Source organism: Streptomyces sp. NPDC055400, from assembly GCF_053644375.1.
The window spans coordinates 1-14,101 of sequence record NZ_JBSHLM010000026.1; the positions used below are offsets into that span (position 1 = coordinate 1).

A 14,101-nucleotide genomic window follows, 5' to 3' on the forward strand; every position below is an offset into this window, starting at 1 on the left:
ACCTCGTTGAACGACCCCGCGTCCAGCAGCAGCTCGATCCGCTCACGCGCGGTCAGCTTGCCCTTCGCACGCTGGGCCTCGGTCGCCTTGTCACTGGGCCCGCGCAGCGCCTGCTCACGGATCGCGTGCAACTCGGCCACGCGTCCACACGCGTCGCTGGGCCCCGCCTCGGTCGGTGCAAGGGCAGTCGTCATCGCCATGTCAGTCCCCTCCTGGGACAAGGCCGCGGAGGTCCCACCCCGGGTCCATGCAGCACACATTAACAAACCGCGTACGCGGTTTTAAGGTGGGAACTCGAGGATTACTACAGGCCGTGCGGCTACCGCCAGCTTCCGGGCGGCACAAAGCCCTCGGGCCTCCTCCACCAGGAGGTGGCAACGGCCGCCTCGAGTTCGTCGTCCGGCTTCTCGCGCGCCCGCTGCAGCGCGAGCAACACGGCTGTCAGGGCCGCGAGTTCGGCATCGTCCGCCCGCCCCCGCTCGACACGGAGTACGGCTTCGCCCCTGCTCATCGGTCGCCCTCCTTCCGCAGTCCGTGGAAGAACGGTCGACCGGGGCACTCGAGAGTCGCTTTGGCTTCACTTGAGATGCGGCCGCCCCTGGGTGCACGGCCCGGCCGTCACCACAGGAGCCGCACGTCAGACGCCAGTCGAGGAAACCCGAGAGCTCCGGTCCGCCCGATTCGGAGCAGATCACTCCATATCTCGAGCCTCAGGAGTTCGCGGATCCCTGGAAATTAAACCGGATGGTATGTATCTTTCTCGCTCAGTGAGACACACCCGGTCTCGTATCCGCGCAGGGGGAAGCATGTCCGTGATCACGTTCCGCACCGAGCACGCGTCGATCGACACAGCTGTCGCACCGTCCCTCAGCACAGCGCCTCACCGCGGCGACATCAGCCGCTTCCCCTCCTTGACCACCACGGTGCCCAAGGAGCTCGTGCACCGCGCCGGCGTCGCCGAAGTACTGCTCACCGACTGGGCGCGGCTGGACGACACCCACTTCGTCGCGTCCGCCCAGTGGCCGCGCGGGCACAGCTTCTACACCAACGTCGACGGCTGCCACGACCCGCTCATCGTGGCCGAGACGATCCGCCAGGTCGGAGCTCTCCTGTCGCACGCGGAGTTCGGCGTTCCGCTCGGCCACCACTTCCTCATGTGGGACCTCTCGGTCTCGGTGCGGCCGGAGCACATAGCGGTCGACGGGACACCGGCCGCACTGGACATGGAGATCGTCTGCAGCGACGTCAAGCAGCGCTGCGGCAAGCTGACGGGCTTCCACTACGACGTCACCATCCGCCGTGACGGCCACATCGCCGCGACCGGGAGCGCCGGCCTCACCTGCACCACCCCCAAGGTCTACGAGCGACTGCGCGCCGAACGCCTGAACAGTGGCCGCCGCCCGCTCCCCCTGACCAGCCCGACCGCGCCGCAGAACGTCGGCCGCACCTCCCCCATGGACGTCGTGCTGTCACCCACGGGAGAGCCGGACAGCTGGCAGCTCAGGGTGGACACCCGCCACCCGGTCCTCTTCGAGCACCCGGGCGACCATGTGCCGGGCATGGTGCTGATCGAAGCCGCCCGCCAGGCCACGGCCGCGGCCCTGGGACGCTCTTCCCTGCCCCTCGACGTCACCAGTGAATTCAAGCGCTACGCCGAACTGGACACACCCTGCCTGATCGAGGCGCGGCGTCTGCCGAGGGCGAGCGAGGACAGCACGGAGTCCGTGGTCGTGACCGGCCACCAGGAGGGCGAGCTCGTGTTCTGGTCCACCGTCACCGTGGCAGCGAGCCCGGCCTGATACCGCACAGCGAGCTGCCGCGCGGTGTCCCCGGCGATGTTCCGGCACTCCCCGGGGATGCCGGACCCGCTCCGTGTCACGCCTGCTCCACCCGTCGCTCAGCCCAGCACCCGCGGGCGGAGCGCGGCCGAGTCCGGGGCGAACGCGGCGAGATGGTCCCGTGCCCAGGCGCCGAAAGTGCCCGCCTGGCGCCCGGTGACCGCGCGAACCGTGTCGTCCACACCGGCCTTGGCCCCGCTGCGCTGGCGTTCCGCGCTCTCCAGCAGGGCCTGGACCACCGGCGCCGGCCAGCGCTCGGCCAGGCCGTTGCGCGCCTCGTCGGGAGTCAGTTCCTCGAAGCCCAGCGGGATGCCCAGCAGTCGGCTGAGCTGATCCGTCTGCTCGACCGCTGTGATCGCCTCGGGCCCCGTCAGGGTGTAGGCCTTGCCGGCGTGCCCCTCCTCGGTCAGGACGCGCACCGCGACCTCCGCGATGTCCCGGGGATCCACACAGGCGTTGGCCGAGGTCCCATGGAGCGTCCGTACGACGCGCTCGGAGCGGATGGACGCCGCCCAGGACAGGGAGTTGGACATGAACGCGCGCGGCCGCAGCAGGGTCCACTCCATGCCACAGGTGCGCAGCAGCTCCTCGTTGGCACGCTGCCACCGCGTGATGACGTCGTCGGCGTCCGGGTCGAGGACGGCCGCCGCGGAGAGTTTCACCAGACGCCGCACTCCCGCCGTGGACGCGGCGCGGACAAACCGGGCGTCGTCGTCACCGGCGATGCGGTTGGTGACGAGAAAGGCCGTCCCCACACCCTCCAGGGCGCGGGCCAGCGACTGCGGATCGCCGTGATCCGCAGCGACCGTCTCCACGGTGGCGGGCATGCCCGTGATCCTCGCGGGATTCCTCGTCATGAGCCGGACGCGCAGGCCGGAGGGGAGCCGCCGGACCAACTCCCGGCCCACCGTCCCGGTCGCCCCGGTCACGAGGATCACCGGATCGTCCCCGCTCTCTCTCCGCTGCGACCCCACAGCCGTCGATCCGCTCACCGCAAGTGCCTCCTCATTCGTGGCCGTTTCATGTCGATTCCGATTCCTGCACGGCGGATGGTTCGCGCGAAGCGCCATCCGAAGTAAGATACAAACTGGACGGTTTTTTTATTGGGTCTCCGGGCTCATCGATCGGAGGAGGCCACGATGGCGCAGCAGGATCGAGCCATTCGTACACGGCAGACGCTGCTCTCGGCGGCGGCAAGGGTCTTCGAGGAGCGCGGCTACCAGTCCGCGACCATCAGCGAGATCCTCACCACGGCCGGTGTCACCAAGGGAGCCCTGTACTTCCACTTCCCCTCGAAGGAACACCTGGCGGAGGGGGTCCTTCAGGAGCAGGGCCAGCGGCTGCCCATTCCCGATCGCGCCTGCAAGATCCAGCAGCTCGTCGACACGGTGATGGTGCACGCCTACCGCCTGCAGACCGACCCGATGGTCCGGGCAGGTGTCCGGCTGTCGCTCGACCAGCAGGCCCATGGGCTCGACCGCAGCGCTCCGTTCACGCAATGGGGCGGGATCATCCAGATGCTGCTGGACAAGGCCCAGAGCCAGGGCGAGCTGCTTCCCCATGTCGTGCCGGCGGAGACCGCCGAGGTCCTGGTGGGCTCCTTCGCCGGAGTCCAGGCCATGTCCCAGGCCATGCGCGACTACCAGGATCTGCTGTTCAGGGCCTCCGCCCTGCTGCGCCACGTGCTGCCCAGCGTGGTGCTGTCCTCCGTACTCACCTCCGTGGACCTCACCGAGAGCCGGGGCGCGAAGGTCTCCGCCGAACTGCAGGCGCTGGAGGCCGAGCAGACCGCGCCGACCAGGGTCAGCTGAGCGCCCGCACACGTCCCCTCCCGGCCGGCCGGCCCGGTCCCAGGTACGCCGTCAGGGCCGAGGCCAGCTCGTCGCCGTCCGGGGCCCAGGCGATGTAGCCGTCGGGCCGTACGAGCAGCGCATCGCAGGAGATCTCGGGCGCCGGGGCGGCATGGACGACACGCAGCGACCCGGACCAGTCCCGGACCTGCTCCGCATACCGGCTGCCCCGCTCCCCGAGAAGCAACAGCACCGGCCGGCCCTCGCGGAGCAGCCCGATCACATCGGTGGGCCCCTCCCCCGTGGTCAGCGGAACATTGCGCAGAAACCTTCCTTCCCAGGCGGAGGAATGCCCCGTGCGGCAGGGCAGCACCGTGTCCTGGGCACTGATCATCGCGCCGAGCCTGCTGTTCTCCGCTCCCCTGGACAGCAGATCGCCGAACAGCTCCCGCAGCGGGTCGAGTTCGGCTCCCGGCCGCATCAGGGCGAGCTGGGCCCGCGTGTTGTCGACGACCCGCTGCGCGGCGGGCCTGCGCTCCTGGTCGTAGGTGTCGAGCAGCCCCTCCCCCGCATTGCCGCACACCGTGAGCGCCAGCTTCCAGCCGAGATTGACGGCGTCGAGCAGCCCCGTGCTGAGCCCTTGGCCGCCGATCGGGAAGTGCACGTGCGCCGCGTCGCCCGCCAGCAGGATGCGTCCGGCGCGGTAGGTACGCGCGATCCGGGAGAAGTCGCTGAACCTGCTCAGCCACCGCGGTTCGCTCATGGCGATGTCACGCCCGGCGATCCGGCCGACCTCGCAGCGCAGCTCGTCGAGGGTGGGCGGCCGGTACCGGTCGCTGTGCTCCCGTTGGCAGTTGAGCGTCCGCAGGTGGACCCCGCCGTCCGGGTCCGCCTTGGCGACGATCCAGCCGCGTCGGGTGCGGTGCCAGCCCGGGCGCAGCTCGTCCGGCCGCTGGAGGCGGACCCGGCCCATCATCGCGGACACGGTCGCCGGATACGCACGGCAGCCGATGCCCGCGAGCTCGCGCACCGTGCTGCGCGCACCGTCCGCCCCCACCAGGTACTCGGCCCGCCAGCTCCAGCACCCCTGCGGCCCGCGGGCCGTGATGCGGACCGCGTCGTCCTCCTGCTGGACGTCCGTCACCGACACGCCCCGCAGGATCCGCGCGCCTGCGGTACGGGCCCGCTCTTCGAAGCGCCGCTCGAGTTCGGCCTGCGGGCACTTGAGTACGGGCTCCGGCTCCCCGGCCGGAGCCGAGATCGCGAGACCGGGAATCCCCGCGAAATGGAAGGGACTTGTGGCGGCCCCGCCGGCGGATATCAGGCCCGCGAGGTGTCCGCGCCGGACCAGGGACTGCACCGTCCGGGCGTGCAGCGTGGTCGCCTTGGGGCGCAGGGACACATCGGTACGGGACTCCAGTACCAGGACGCGCACCCCGTGCGCCGCCAGCTCGGCGGCCAGGCACATGCCGACCGGCCCCCCGCCGACTATCGCCACCTGCACATGAATACGACTCGCCACCCGTTCCCCCTACGGTAGGTGCCCTGCAGTCATGCCCTCGGCGGAGAAATATACCGGGCGGACGGTTCTTTGCAATGTCCGTGCGGCACTCCACAGGCTCTCTGACCGGAAACGAAGGGTGCCTGTGGCGTTACAGCGGCAGCGTGATCCCCAGCGCCCGCATGGCCGAGGACGGCGGCCCGCCCTCCGAGCGCTCGGTCTTACGGCCCTTGTCACCGGGCCCGAGCGTGCGCGGGTCCACGGCCTCGGCCGGGGCACCCTTGGCATACAGGCCCTCGGGCTCGCTGTCCCGGTCGTGCGGCAGCAGCCAGAAGACACGGCGGCGGAACGTACCCGAGGACCGCGACGGCTTGGCCTGCGTGCCGAGAACCGCGTAGCCGACCATGCGGCCGTCCCGGTGGTAGGCGGGCCTGCCCCGGCGGGTGGGCAGCCGGTCCAGGCTCTGGCGGACGTAGTCCAGCGTGTCGATGTCCTCGAGCCAGACCAGATCGGTCTCATGCGCGATCTCGTACTCGGTGATGAGGGCGCTCATCGCATACCTCCGTGGATACTCCGCCCTGCAGGGCGGAGAGGAAACGCAGGATTGATGTTTACGTGATCCCGTTCTAGTTTGTGAGCGTGACCGGGGGCCATGTGAAGCGGGCGTTCAAGTACCGCTTCTATCCGAGTGATGCGCAGGCAGCCGAGCTGTCGCGCCCGTTCGGATGTGTGCGCAGGGTCTACAACATGGCCCTGGCGGCCCGTACCGAAGCCTGGGCGCGGCAGGAGCGGATCAACTACAACCAGACGTCCGCACTGCTCACCGAGTGGAAGAAGACCGAGGAACTCGCCTACCTCAGCGAGGTGTCCTCGGTACCGCTCCAGCAGACGCTGCGGCACCTTCAGACGGCATTCGCGCACTTCTTCGCCAAGCGGTCGAAGTACCCGCGGTTCAAGTCCCGGAAGAAGTCGCGCAAGTCGGCGGAGTACACATCCTCGGGGTTCCGCTACCGCGATGGTGTCCTGAAGCTCGCCAAGATGTCCGAGCCCCTGGACATCGTGTGGGCCCGCCCCCTGCCCGAGGGTTCGGTTCCGTCCACGGTGACCGTGTCCTGCGATGCGGCGGGCCGCTGGTTCGTGTCCATGCTGTGCGAGGACCCCACCGTCAAGCCGCTCCCCACCACCGACACGGCCATCGGCATCGACGTCGGCCTGACCCACCTGCTGACCCTCTCGACGGGGGAGAAGATCGCCAACCCCCGGCATGAACGCCGTGACCGGACCCGGCTCGCCAGGGCCCAACGGGAGCTGTCCCGCAAGACGCCGGGCAGCAACAACCGGACCAAGGCCCGCCGCAGGGTTGCCCAAGTGCATGCGAAGATCACCGACCGCAGACGGGACCTGCTGCACAAGCTCACGACTCGACTCGTGCGTGAAAACCAAACGCTCGTCATCGAGGACCTGACCGTCCGGAACATGGTCAAGAACCACACCCTGGCGCGAGCCATCTCGGACGCGTCGTGGGCGCAGTTCCGGAGCATGCTGGAGTACAAGGCGGCCTGGTACGGGCGGGAAGTTGTCGCAGTCGACCGCTTCTTCCCCTCCTCCAAACTGTGCTCCCACTGCGGCGCCTTGCAGGACAAGTTGCCGCGCAACATCCGCACCTGGACGTGCGAGAACTGCGGAACGACCCACGACCGGGACGAGAATGCAGCGAACAATCTTCTGGCCGCCGGGCTGGCGGCATCGGCCTGTGGAGCCGGCGTAAGACCTCAACGGAGAACTCCGGGCGGGCAGTCGGCAGTGAAGCAGGAAACCCCACGGCGCGAGCCGTAGGAATCCTCTCCCTTCAGGGAGACGGGGGAAGTCAAGCTCTCTCCTCGTCGGCCAGTGCCGTCAGTCCGATGCCCGGGTAGTACTTCCGCTGGTTGGAGAGGATCATCGCCTTGGGCGATGCCAGTCCCAGCACTTCGCGGACCCGGGCCGCGAAGGCGCGTGACGAGATGGGCGGGGCTCCCTCATTCTGGCACCACGTCTTATAGGCCGTGTACAGCCACGCTTGTTCGGCCCTCAGTTCGGTGTCCAGACGGCAGGACTCGCTCAGGAAGCGCCCGGTGTGGTCCTCGGTCTCCGCGTACGCGGTGGTGGCGATGCGGACGCGCTCGGGTCCGGTGAGGTCCCGCTCGCCGCCGAGATAGCGACGGGCGCCCTCGATCAGCCAGTTGAGGATGCCGGGGCCCTCCTCCGTGACGAGGAGGTCGGCGAGATTGTCGATCTTCCGGTGGTCGGGCACGACGCGCTCGAACGGGATGAGACGCATCCGCCGCCAGAACGCGAAGCCGCCCGAGCCGACTTCGGGCCGGTGATTGCCCAACAGCCACAGTTTGTGGGTCGGCTGGAAGCTGAAGAAGTCCTGGCGCATACGGCGCGCCTTGATCCGGTCCCCGCCCGTGAGCAGCTTGACCCGCGCCTCGTCGAACCGGTCTCCGGGCTTGACCTCGCTGCACACGATGACGCGGCGGCCGTGGAGTTCGGCCAGGTCGGTGGGGTGACCCTCGTAAGGGCGGGCCATGAGGAAGCCGGGCGGGGCGGCATCGGCGTAGTCGCCGATGAGTTTCATCAGCACATCGAGCAGCACCGACTTGCCGTTCTTGCCGGAGCCGAAGAGGAACGGCATGACCTGCCCGCCGACGTCTCCGGTGAGGGAGTAGCCCAGCAGCAGATGCAGGAAGTCGATCATCTCCGCGCCCTCGGGATCCGCACCGAAGGTGTCCCTGAGGAAGCGGTCCCAACGCGGCGTCGGCATCGCCAGCGGAGCCGCCGTGGTGGAGCGCGAATGGAAGTCCTTGTCGGGGTCGGCGCGGTGGATCGTCCCGGTCCGCAGGTCGACGACTCCGGACGGGGTGCACAGAGCGTACGGATCGGCGTCAAGGCGGGCGGCGTTGAGGACCATGCCGGGCGCGGACTTGGCCTGGGTGAGCATCGCGTTCATGCCGCTGGTGCTCAGCGCGCGTCGACGGTGCTGCTGCAGCGCCTGCGGAGCGAACACACCGCGCGGGTCGCCGGTGGCCAGCGACTCGGCGAGATCACCCGCGGCCCACAGCACGGTGTCGTCCTCGTCGACCTGCCAGCGTGTGCCGTCCCAGCGGAACCAGCCAAGACCCGGCACATGCCGGTAGTCACGCGCGTAGAGACGGACGAAGAGCTTGGCGTTGCCGCGGTCGCTGAGGGTGTCGGGCAGCAGCCCTTCGGCCGTGGCGACCACGCCCTCACCCGGTTCGTGGCGGGGTGGCGGGAGCACCGGATTGGCGAGGATCTGCGTGGCCACGGCCTGGGCATCGAAGTCGAACAGCGTGTCGTTGTCGCGTGCGCTCACTTTCGGCCCCCCGGATGCAGCGGGTGCAGCTGACCCGCACGCAGCCCGCTGCGGATGATCGACGCGCAGCGCCTTTCCTGTCCGCCGCGGGCCAGCGCCGCGGCCTCGGTCAGGGACCGCTCGGCCTCGTCCGCGTCGAGGTGCCCGGCGGCGACAAGCCCTCCGGCGATGTAGGCGGCGCGGTTCAACTTCTCGGAGAACGCGGCCCCTTCGGGTACGGCGGCACACGCGCTCACGTCGGCGAGCGAGGCCCGCAGGACCCGGCTCGCCGTGGTCCGCCCGCCGCCCGCCGCGATGACGGCCTGCCGCGCGCGGGGAACGACCGGCCGGGGCGCGGGCGGCCGCGGCAGATGCCCGGTACGGTCCAGCTCGCGGGCGAGCCAGGCGGGCAGCGCCGCGGGTTCACGCACGGGGCCCATCACTGTGTACGCGCCGGCGTCGGTGACGGTGCCCGGGGCGACGATGTAGCCGCCGTGCGCCCGGACATCGACCTGCCAGACCAGGGCGCGGCCACCGCCGGACCCGGTGGAGCACTGATACCGCCGGCCCGGCTGGGCCCGGTACCACACGTGCAGGCCGCCGGAAGGGGTACGTACGCGCATCGTGGATGTGTCCTGTGCCGGGCTCGTCGCGCCGCGCAGGGCGGCCAGGACGCCGAGCGTGTGAAAGCCGTTCGCGAGGCCGGTCAGATCGACCTGCTCCGCGATGGGGATCCCGGGCAACAGGCTTGTCCTGTCCGGGAGTTGTCGCTCATGCGCGTCGATGTCGATGACGACCAGGCCCGCCGGACCGCAGGAGACCCCCACGCCTAAACGCGGGTTGGCCCCCCACCACCGGTTGATCCGGGCGGCATCGAGCGTGGCGGCGCGGAATCCATGACACCAGCGGCCCTCGACCAGGCAGCCGCATCCTTCGTAACTGTGCCCGGGCGCACGGCAGTCCGCGCAGCTTCCCGCAGGCGTCTTGCGGCCCGGCGACAGCGGATGAACGGGCCAGCCACGACCGGCGAACCAGCGGGCCGTCGCCAGCGCCCGGCGCGCTTGTCCCCCTGAGTCGCTGTCCGGAACCAGCAGCTCAAACGCCATGTGCACCCCCATGCAGCGACTGAAGCGACCGAAGCCGCTGGGACAGATTAGCGAAGCGGGAGATACGCACGAGGTCAGTGAGGAAACAAAGATCGGCAAAGGATCGCTCGGCCGAAGCGACCGTCGTCATCACGCAGCGACCGGCAGGTGCGTGTCCAGCCACCGAGACCGCCCCTCAAAGCACAGCTCAGAGGGGGTACAGCAGAACCAACAGCGACTGAAGCGACCCAAGCTCCCCATATATGACGCACACGCACACCCACCTGCCCTAGGCGGCACCGTCATATATCTGCACCTTCAGTCGCTTGGGTCGCTGATTCGCCGGACCACAACCTCTGACCTGCACTTTTACCCGAGCGACCGACAGTGACCAAAGGCCTGGCCCGTAGCTGGCGCCCGCGTCGCCGCCCCGCGCCGGGCAGCGACCAGCAGCTAACGCACCGGGTCCAGCGACTCAAGCGACTCTGCAGCGAACATGCACTCACGCGCCCCGGCCCGGACAGCAATGTCCTTATTCGGGTCGCTACGGTCGCTCACATCACTGTCCCCGCTCCGCCGCACAGCAGGTACCAATTAGGTACCATGGCGGTATGCCGTCTCTCAATGTGTCCTTCACCGACGAGGAAATGGAAGCCGTACGCGCGGGTGCCGCCGCCGAGGGCAAGAGCCTCAAGGAGTACCTGCACGACCTCGGCGTACGCGAGCTGCAGCGCAAGCAGTTCGTCGCCGGCGCCTCCGCCTGGGCCGACAGGCTGCGCTCCGAGTTCGACGAGGCGTTCCCCGACGAGGCCCCGTCACCCGGCTCCCCGGCAGCGGCCGCCTGACATGATCTTGTACGTGGATGTGGCGTGGCTGCTGGACGTCCAGGAGTTCGCCGTCGGCCGCCAGGACATGAGCGTGTCCGACTACTCGGCGCTCGTGGCGGCCGTGGCCCGCCACAAAACCAGGATGCCCACCCTCGAGGAGTCCGACCCGGACAACGCCTGGCGGGCAGCAGCCCTCCTGCACACCATCGCCCGCCTCGAACCACTCCCCCACCACAACAGCCTGTACGCGGCGTTCGTCGCCGCCCAGTACATGGACCAGTCCGGCGAGACCATCGACCCGCCCTACGGCGCCCTCTCCGACCTCGTACACAAGATCCGCGACACCCGCCTCGACGTCTACACCGTGGCCGGCCACCTGCGCACCTGGAAAATCTGAAGGCGCGCCGGGAGCCCCTCGCGGGGCCACGACGTCCGGTACCTCACCACCGCTCACGCCTGCCCCCAGGCGGTGTAGCCGAGGTCCAGGTGCCCGAGGCCGGACAGGCGCCGCACCTGCGACACGAACGACCTGGTGAACAGGCGCTGCGCCGACCTCTCGCCGTAGCGGTCGATGTGGTCGAACACCACCTGGTGGTCATGAGCTGCGCGATCGCGCCAGTCCAGAACCTGCTCGCGGGTCAAGTCCTCGAGAACCAGATCATGGTCGACTACGACCGGAGCCGGGCGCGGCGCAGGCACCACGACCAGGGCCACAGACGCGGGCGGAACCTCGTCGACAGGCCGGTGTGCCGCAGCTCCGGTACGGGCCTGCGCTGCAGCCGCCTGCCGGGCACGGACCTGCTCCCACTCCCGCTCGCGGGCCCATGCCCTGGCCACGACCGTCTCGTGCAGCTGCTGCTCGGCGGCCGTCCGCCGCTCGGTCTCGGACGCTGAAGGCATCGCGGCATCCACGGCGGCCGCGACCGCGCGGCGCTGCGCACGGCGGTCGGCTCTGCGGTCCTCACAGCGAGGGCAGTCCCGGCCGGAGTCGAGCAGCGCGCCGTCGTCGCACCGCACGTCGCCGCACTCCTGGCGCTGCGGCATGCCCCGGCCGATGAGCCAGCCCACCGGATCCGTGATCGGCCCGCCGAGGCGCAACTGGTCCTCCAGCCGCCGGGCCAGCCGGTCAGCGAGGATCTGCGGGGCGTCGGCGGGACCGGCGAAGCCCACGACCCGGGCCAGCTCCGTACGGGCCCTGGCTTCCACCAGGCGACGGGCGGCCGGACGCTCCAGCTGTTCCCAGACCAGCCGGACCGGAGCCAGGACGGCCAGCAGATCCTGCGAAGGCAGGGCCACCCTTGCCTGCTGCTGCTGCCTGCTCTGGCCGTAGGGGGCCCGCACGCTTGCGCCAGTCACCTGGCCGCGGCCGACCGTCCCGCCTTCGACAACCGGGGATTTCTTCGGCTGTTCCCCGCGCAGCGGGCCACCTTCGGAGTCGACCGGCGTCAACCGGGCAACAGCGTTGCCGTGGCCGGGCCTGTCCTCGCGCGGGCACGCGCGGTCCGGCAGATCACCGTTCCGACCACGGCCTTCGCCGGAAAAGCCACGAGAGAGCGCAAGACACCCACCAGCAGTCACCACAGAAGCGTGGAGAGCGTGGTGCTGTGCAGTTGCAGCGAGGTCTGCCGATCCCGCGATGTCGCCCTGCCCAGGTTCTTCCACGCCAGCAGCCACAAGGGTCTTGCTCGTCTGGCCGGGCTCAAGATCTCCGGATGCAGTAGCGGCGTGCTCTGAAAACACCGCACCGGCCGCCCGGCGGGCCTCCCGCACGGCGAGGCCGTGGGCCCCCGCCACCGGCACCAGGCGCACCCGCGACTTCGCGTGCAGACCCGAGCCGGTCTTGTGCCGCACCACGTCCGCGACGCCGTGCTCCTGGAGCCGCTTGAGCACCTTCGCCCCGGCCGCCGCCGTGCAGCCCAGAAGCCGGGCGACCGTAGCCGCCGGACGCCCCCGCCCGCTGTCCACCGCCCCGGGGCACAGCCTCAGCCAGCCCGTCGAACCCGTCGTCAGCACCATCAGCAGCAAACCGAGCCGGTCCGTCGCCGCACCCCGGCCCGTACGGCCCGCGAGCAGCCCGGCAGGCACCGGATCCTTGCCCTTCGGCGCCCACCCCGGACCGAACAACACCTCGCACAACCGCAACAGCACCGAGAGCTCCGAGCGGGACAACGCCAGCGCGTGCCGCCGGTCGCCGGCCTTCTGCGCCCGGTACACCGGCACGACCCAGCACTTCAGGCCCGTTGCATGCCCTAAGGCGTTGGTCGCGACGCTCGAGGCGAGCACGCCGGAACGACGAAGCTCGGGCAGCACGGTGTGCGCGACCGTTGACTGGGATACGCCGAGCCACCGACCCAGCTCCGATGCCCAGATCGATGTCCGGTACCCGTCCCGGAACTGGGCTTTCGCAGTGAGTACGACGGCCGCGAGGCGGGCACCGTCCGATGCATCCCGCAGGGCGGGGTCCGCCACCAGCGCACGAACCGCTCCCAGGAGGCGGTTGCGCATCGTCTTCGTCAGCTGGAGCGGGTTGCCCAACTCGTATCGAGTGATTTGTGACGTCTTGGGGTGGTTTTCAGAGCCTGTTTGAGGCAGCACTGAACCAGCCCACGCATGGGTAGCTATAATCTGCTCCGGTAGGAGATAGGTGAGTTGGCAAACCCTCATCGCGACTCGGCGGCCCGGCCAAGGACACATGACGAGTTCGGTGAGGCGGTATTCAGCTGGAAGCGTCTAGCTGGCTGTCATCTCCTTCTACTGACGCGCGCGGCCTGGGAATTGCAGATCCCAGGCCGCTTCGCGTCGGTGGGCCGTGGTGGGTTGTGCCGGTCTGGAGCGGCGGCGCGAGGAGCTTGGCGACTGCCCGCGCGTACCACTCCCCTAGGCCGCGGTTGCTGCCTTGGTGCTGGAGCGACGGCGGCGAGTCTTGAGTGAAGCCATGGCGTCGGGAAGTTCTGCCACCCACAGCCCGACGGGGATGCGGATGGCGACCCGGCCCTCAAGCTGTTCCAGGTCGAAGGCCGCCCGCTCACCGGGTGTTGTGACCAGATGAACGGAATCCTCCAGAACCCACAGGACGGTCTGGGGCGTGGTCTTTGAGTCGGAGACCGCCTGGCGGGCGGCTTCGACTGCGGACGACTGCCACAACTCGAGGTCCTGGCGGGCACTGCGTGGTCGGCGCGTCCCGGGCCAGACGATCTGAGAGACGAACGCGTACACGCGAAGGGCCACCACCGAGTCCTCGAAGTGAGGCTCATGGAGGACCCCTTGGTCGCGAGCTTTCCAAGCCCAGGACTCACTGAGGCCTGCTGCTGTGGCAACGGCACTGGTGCTGAGTTGGCCATGGTTCAGCGACATCGCTGGACTCTCCTGACAAGTCTGTTGATCGTGAACACACCCTAGCGCAAACAAGACACACGAATCTGGCGTCACTAGAGACTCGGCGTGTCGCCCATAGCGCAATTCCCGGCCTATGACCGGGTTTTGAGCGGACATCACCTTCAAGTGCCCCTGCCGTCACCCCGTGAGTTCTAGTGACACATGGATCGTGAGATCGCTAGTCTGCTCGTTCGCATGATTGATTGCTCGTCACATCGTTGGTTGCAGCGTTGCAGATAACGTTGCATAGATCGTTGCCGCCGCAGGTTCTGCCTGTGAAAAAGGGGCTGGGGAGAGACAACCGTCTCTCCCCAGCCCCTTTTTCACAGG

The 14,101-nt window shown here is 69.2% G+C and carries 13 protein-coding genes and 1 pseudogene; 5 read left to right on the plus strand and 9 right to left on the minus strand.

Going from position 1 to position 14,101, the window contains the following annotated elements; all coding sequences use genetic code 11:
• Window positions 1-194: pseudogene (locus tag ACWIGU_RS43485) on the minus strand (methylmalonyl-CoA carboxyltransferase); the annotation flags it as partial.
• 125 nt (window positions 195-319) lie between these two features.
• Window positions 320-511 carry an acyl-CoA carboxylase epsilon subunit gene (locus ACWIGU_RS43490; protein WP_454407433.1) on the minus strand — a complete coding sequence of 64 codons (192 nt, stop codon included), beginning with the start codon at window positions 509-511 and terminating at the stop codon, window positions 320-322.
• Window positions 512-806: 295 nt separating this feature from the next.
• On the opposite strand from ACWIGU_RS43490, the gene ACWIGU_RS43495 reads away from it, so the two are divergent.
• Window positions 807-1,799: a ScbA/BarX family gamma-butyrolactone biosynthesis protein gene (locus tag ACWIGU_RS43495; protein WP_454407435.1), complete on the plus strand. Its 993-nt coding sequence runs from the start codon at window positions 807-809 to the stop codon at window positions 1,797-1,799.
• Window positions 1,800-1,897: 98 nt separating this feature from the next.
• Here the strand turns inward: ACWIGU_RS43495 and ACWIGU_RS43500 are convergent, their stop codons facing one another.
• Window positions 1,898-2,776: an NAD(P)H-binding protein gene (locus ACWIGU_RS43500; protein ID WP_454407476.1), complete on the minus strand. Its 879-nt coding sequence runs from the start codon at window positions 2,774-2,776 to the stop codon at window positions 1,898-1,900.
• A gap of 201 nt (window positions 2,777-2,977) precedes the next feature.
• Here ACWIGU_RS43500 and ACWIGU_RS43505 point away from each other — a divergent pair, with 201 nt between their 5' ends.
• Window positions 2,978-3,649: a ScbR family autoregulator-binding transcription factor gene (locus tag ACWIGU_RS43505; protein ID WP_454407437.1), complete on the plus strand. Its 672-nt coding sequence runs from the start codon at window positions 2,978-2,980 to the stop codon at window positions 3,647-3,649.
• Here ACWIGU_RS43505 and ACWIGU_RS43510 read toward each other — a convergent pair.
• Window positions 3,642-5,150: an FAD-dependent monooxygenase gene (locus ACWIGU_RS43510; RefSeq protein WP_454407439.1), complete on the minus strand. Its 1,509-nt coding sequence runs from the start codon at window positions 5,148-5,150 to the stop codon at window positions 3,642-3,644. The two genes, ACWIGU_RS43505 and ACWIGU_RS43510, sit on opposite strands and share 8 nt — an antisense overlap.
• 130 nt (window positions 5,151-5,280) lie before the next feature.
• Window positions 5,281-5,682, minus strand: coding sequence for a DUF6009 family protein (locus tag ACWIGU_RS43515; protein ID WP_356290839.1), 402 nt, complete (start codon window positions 5,680-5,682; stop codon window positions 5,281-5,283).
• 86 nt (window positions 5,683-5,768) lie between these two features.
• Between ACWIGU_RS43515 and ACWIGU_RS43520 the strand changes: the two genes are divergently transcribed.
• The gene (locus ACWIGU_RS43520; RefSeq protein WP_454407440.1) at window positions 5,769-6,965 is read left to right on the plus strand and encodes an RNA-guided endonuclease InsQ/TnpB family protein; all 1,197 of its coding nucleotides are present in this window, start codon (window positions 5,769-5,771) and stop codon (window positions 6,963-6,965) included.
• Window positions 6,966-6,996: 31 nt separating this feature from the next.
• On the opposite strand, the gene ACWIGU_RS43525 is transcribed toward ACWIGU_RS43520, so the two are convergent.
• Together ACWIGU_RS43525 and ACWIGU_RS43530 are read right to left on the minus strand one after the other, a co-directional pair.
• Window positions 6,997-8,505 carry a DNA primase family protein gene (locus ACWIGU_RS43525; protein WP_454407441.1) on the minus strand — a complete coding sequence of 503 codons (1,509 nt, stop codon included), beginning with the start codon at window positions 8,503-8,505 and terminating at the stop codon, window positions 6,997-6,999.
• Window positions 8,502-9,590 carry a bifunctional DNA primase/polymerase gene (locus ACWIGU_RS43530; protein WP_454407442.1) on the minus strand — a complete coding sequence of 363 codons (1,089 nt, stop codon included), beginning with the start codon at window positions 9,588-9,590 and terminating at the stop codon, window positions 8,502-8,504. The genes ACWIGU_RS43525 and ACWIGU_RS43530 overlap by 4 nt, the downstream gene beginning before the upstream one ends.
• Before the next feature lie 590 nt (window positions 9,591-10,180).
• Between ACWIGU_RS43530 and ACWIGU_RS43535 the strand changes: the two genes are divergently transcribed.
• Together ACWIGU_RS43535 and ACWIGU_RS43540 are read left to right on the plus strand one after the other, a co-directional pair.
• Complete coding sequence (locus ACWIGU_RS43535) at window positions 10,181-10,414, plus strand: hypothetical protein (RefSeq protein ID WP_199842103.1); 234 nt, start codon at window positions 10,181-10,183, stop codon at window positions 10,412-10,414.
• 1 nt (window position 10,415) lies between these two features.
• A complete protein-coding gene (locus ACWIGU_RS43540; protein WP_454407443.1) occupies window positions 10,416-10,793 on the plus strand; it encodes a toxin Doc in 378 nt (125 codons plus the stop codon).
• A 53-nt stretch (window positions 10,794-10,846) separates the two neighbouring features.
• Here ACWIGU_RS43540 and ACWIGU_RS43545 read toward each other — a convergent pair whose 3' ends face one another.
• Both ACWIGU_RS43545 and ACWIGU_RS43550 read right to left on the minus strand, forming a co-directional pair.
• On the minus strand, window positions 10,847-12,901 hold the full coding sequence (locus tag ACWIGU_RS43545; protein ID WP_454407444.1) for a hypothetical protein: 2,055 nt from the start codon (window positions 12,899-12,901) through the stop codon (window positions 10,847-10,849).
• Between the two features lie 372 nt (window positions 12,902-13,273).
• Window positions 13,274-13,750: a hypothetical protein gene (locus tag ACWIGU_RS43550; RefSeq protein ID WP_100598863.1), complete on the minus strand. Its 477-nt coding sequence runs from the start codon at window positions 13,748-13,750 to the stop codon at window positions 13,274-13,276.
• Between the last annotated feature and the right edge of the window lie 351 nt (window positions 13,751-14,101).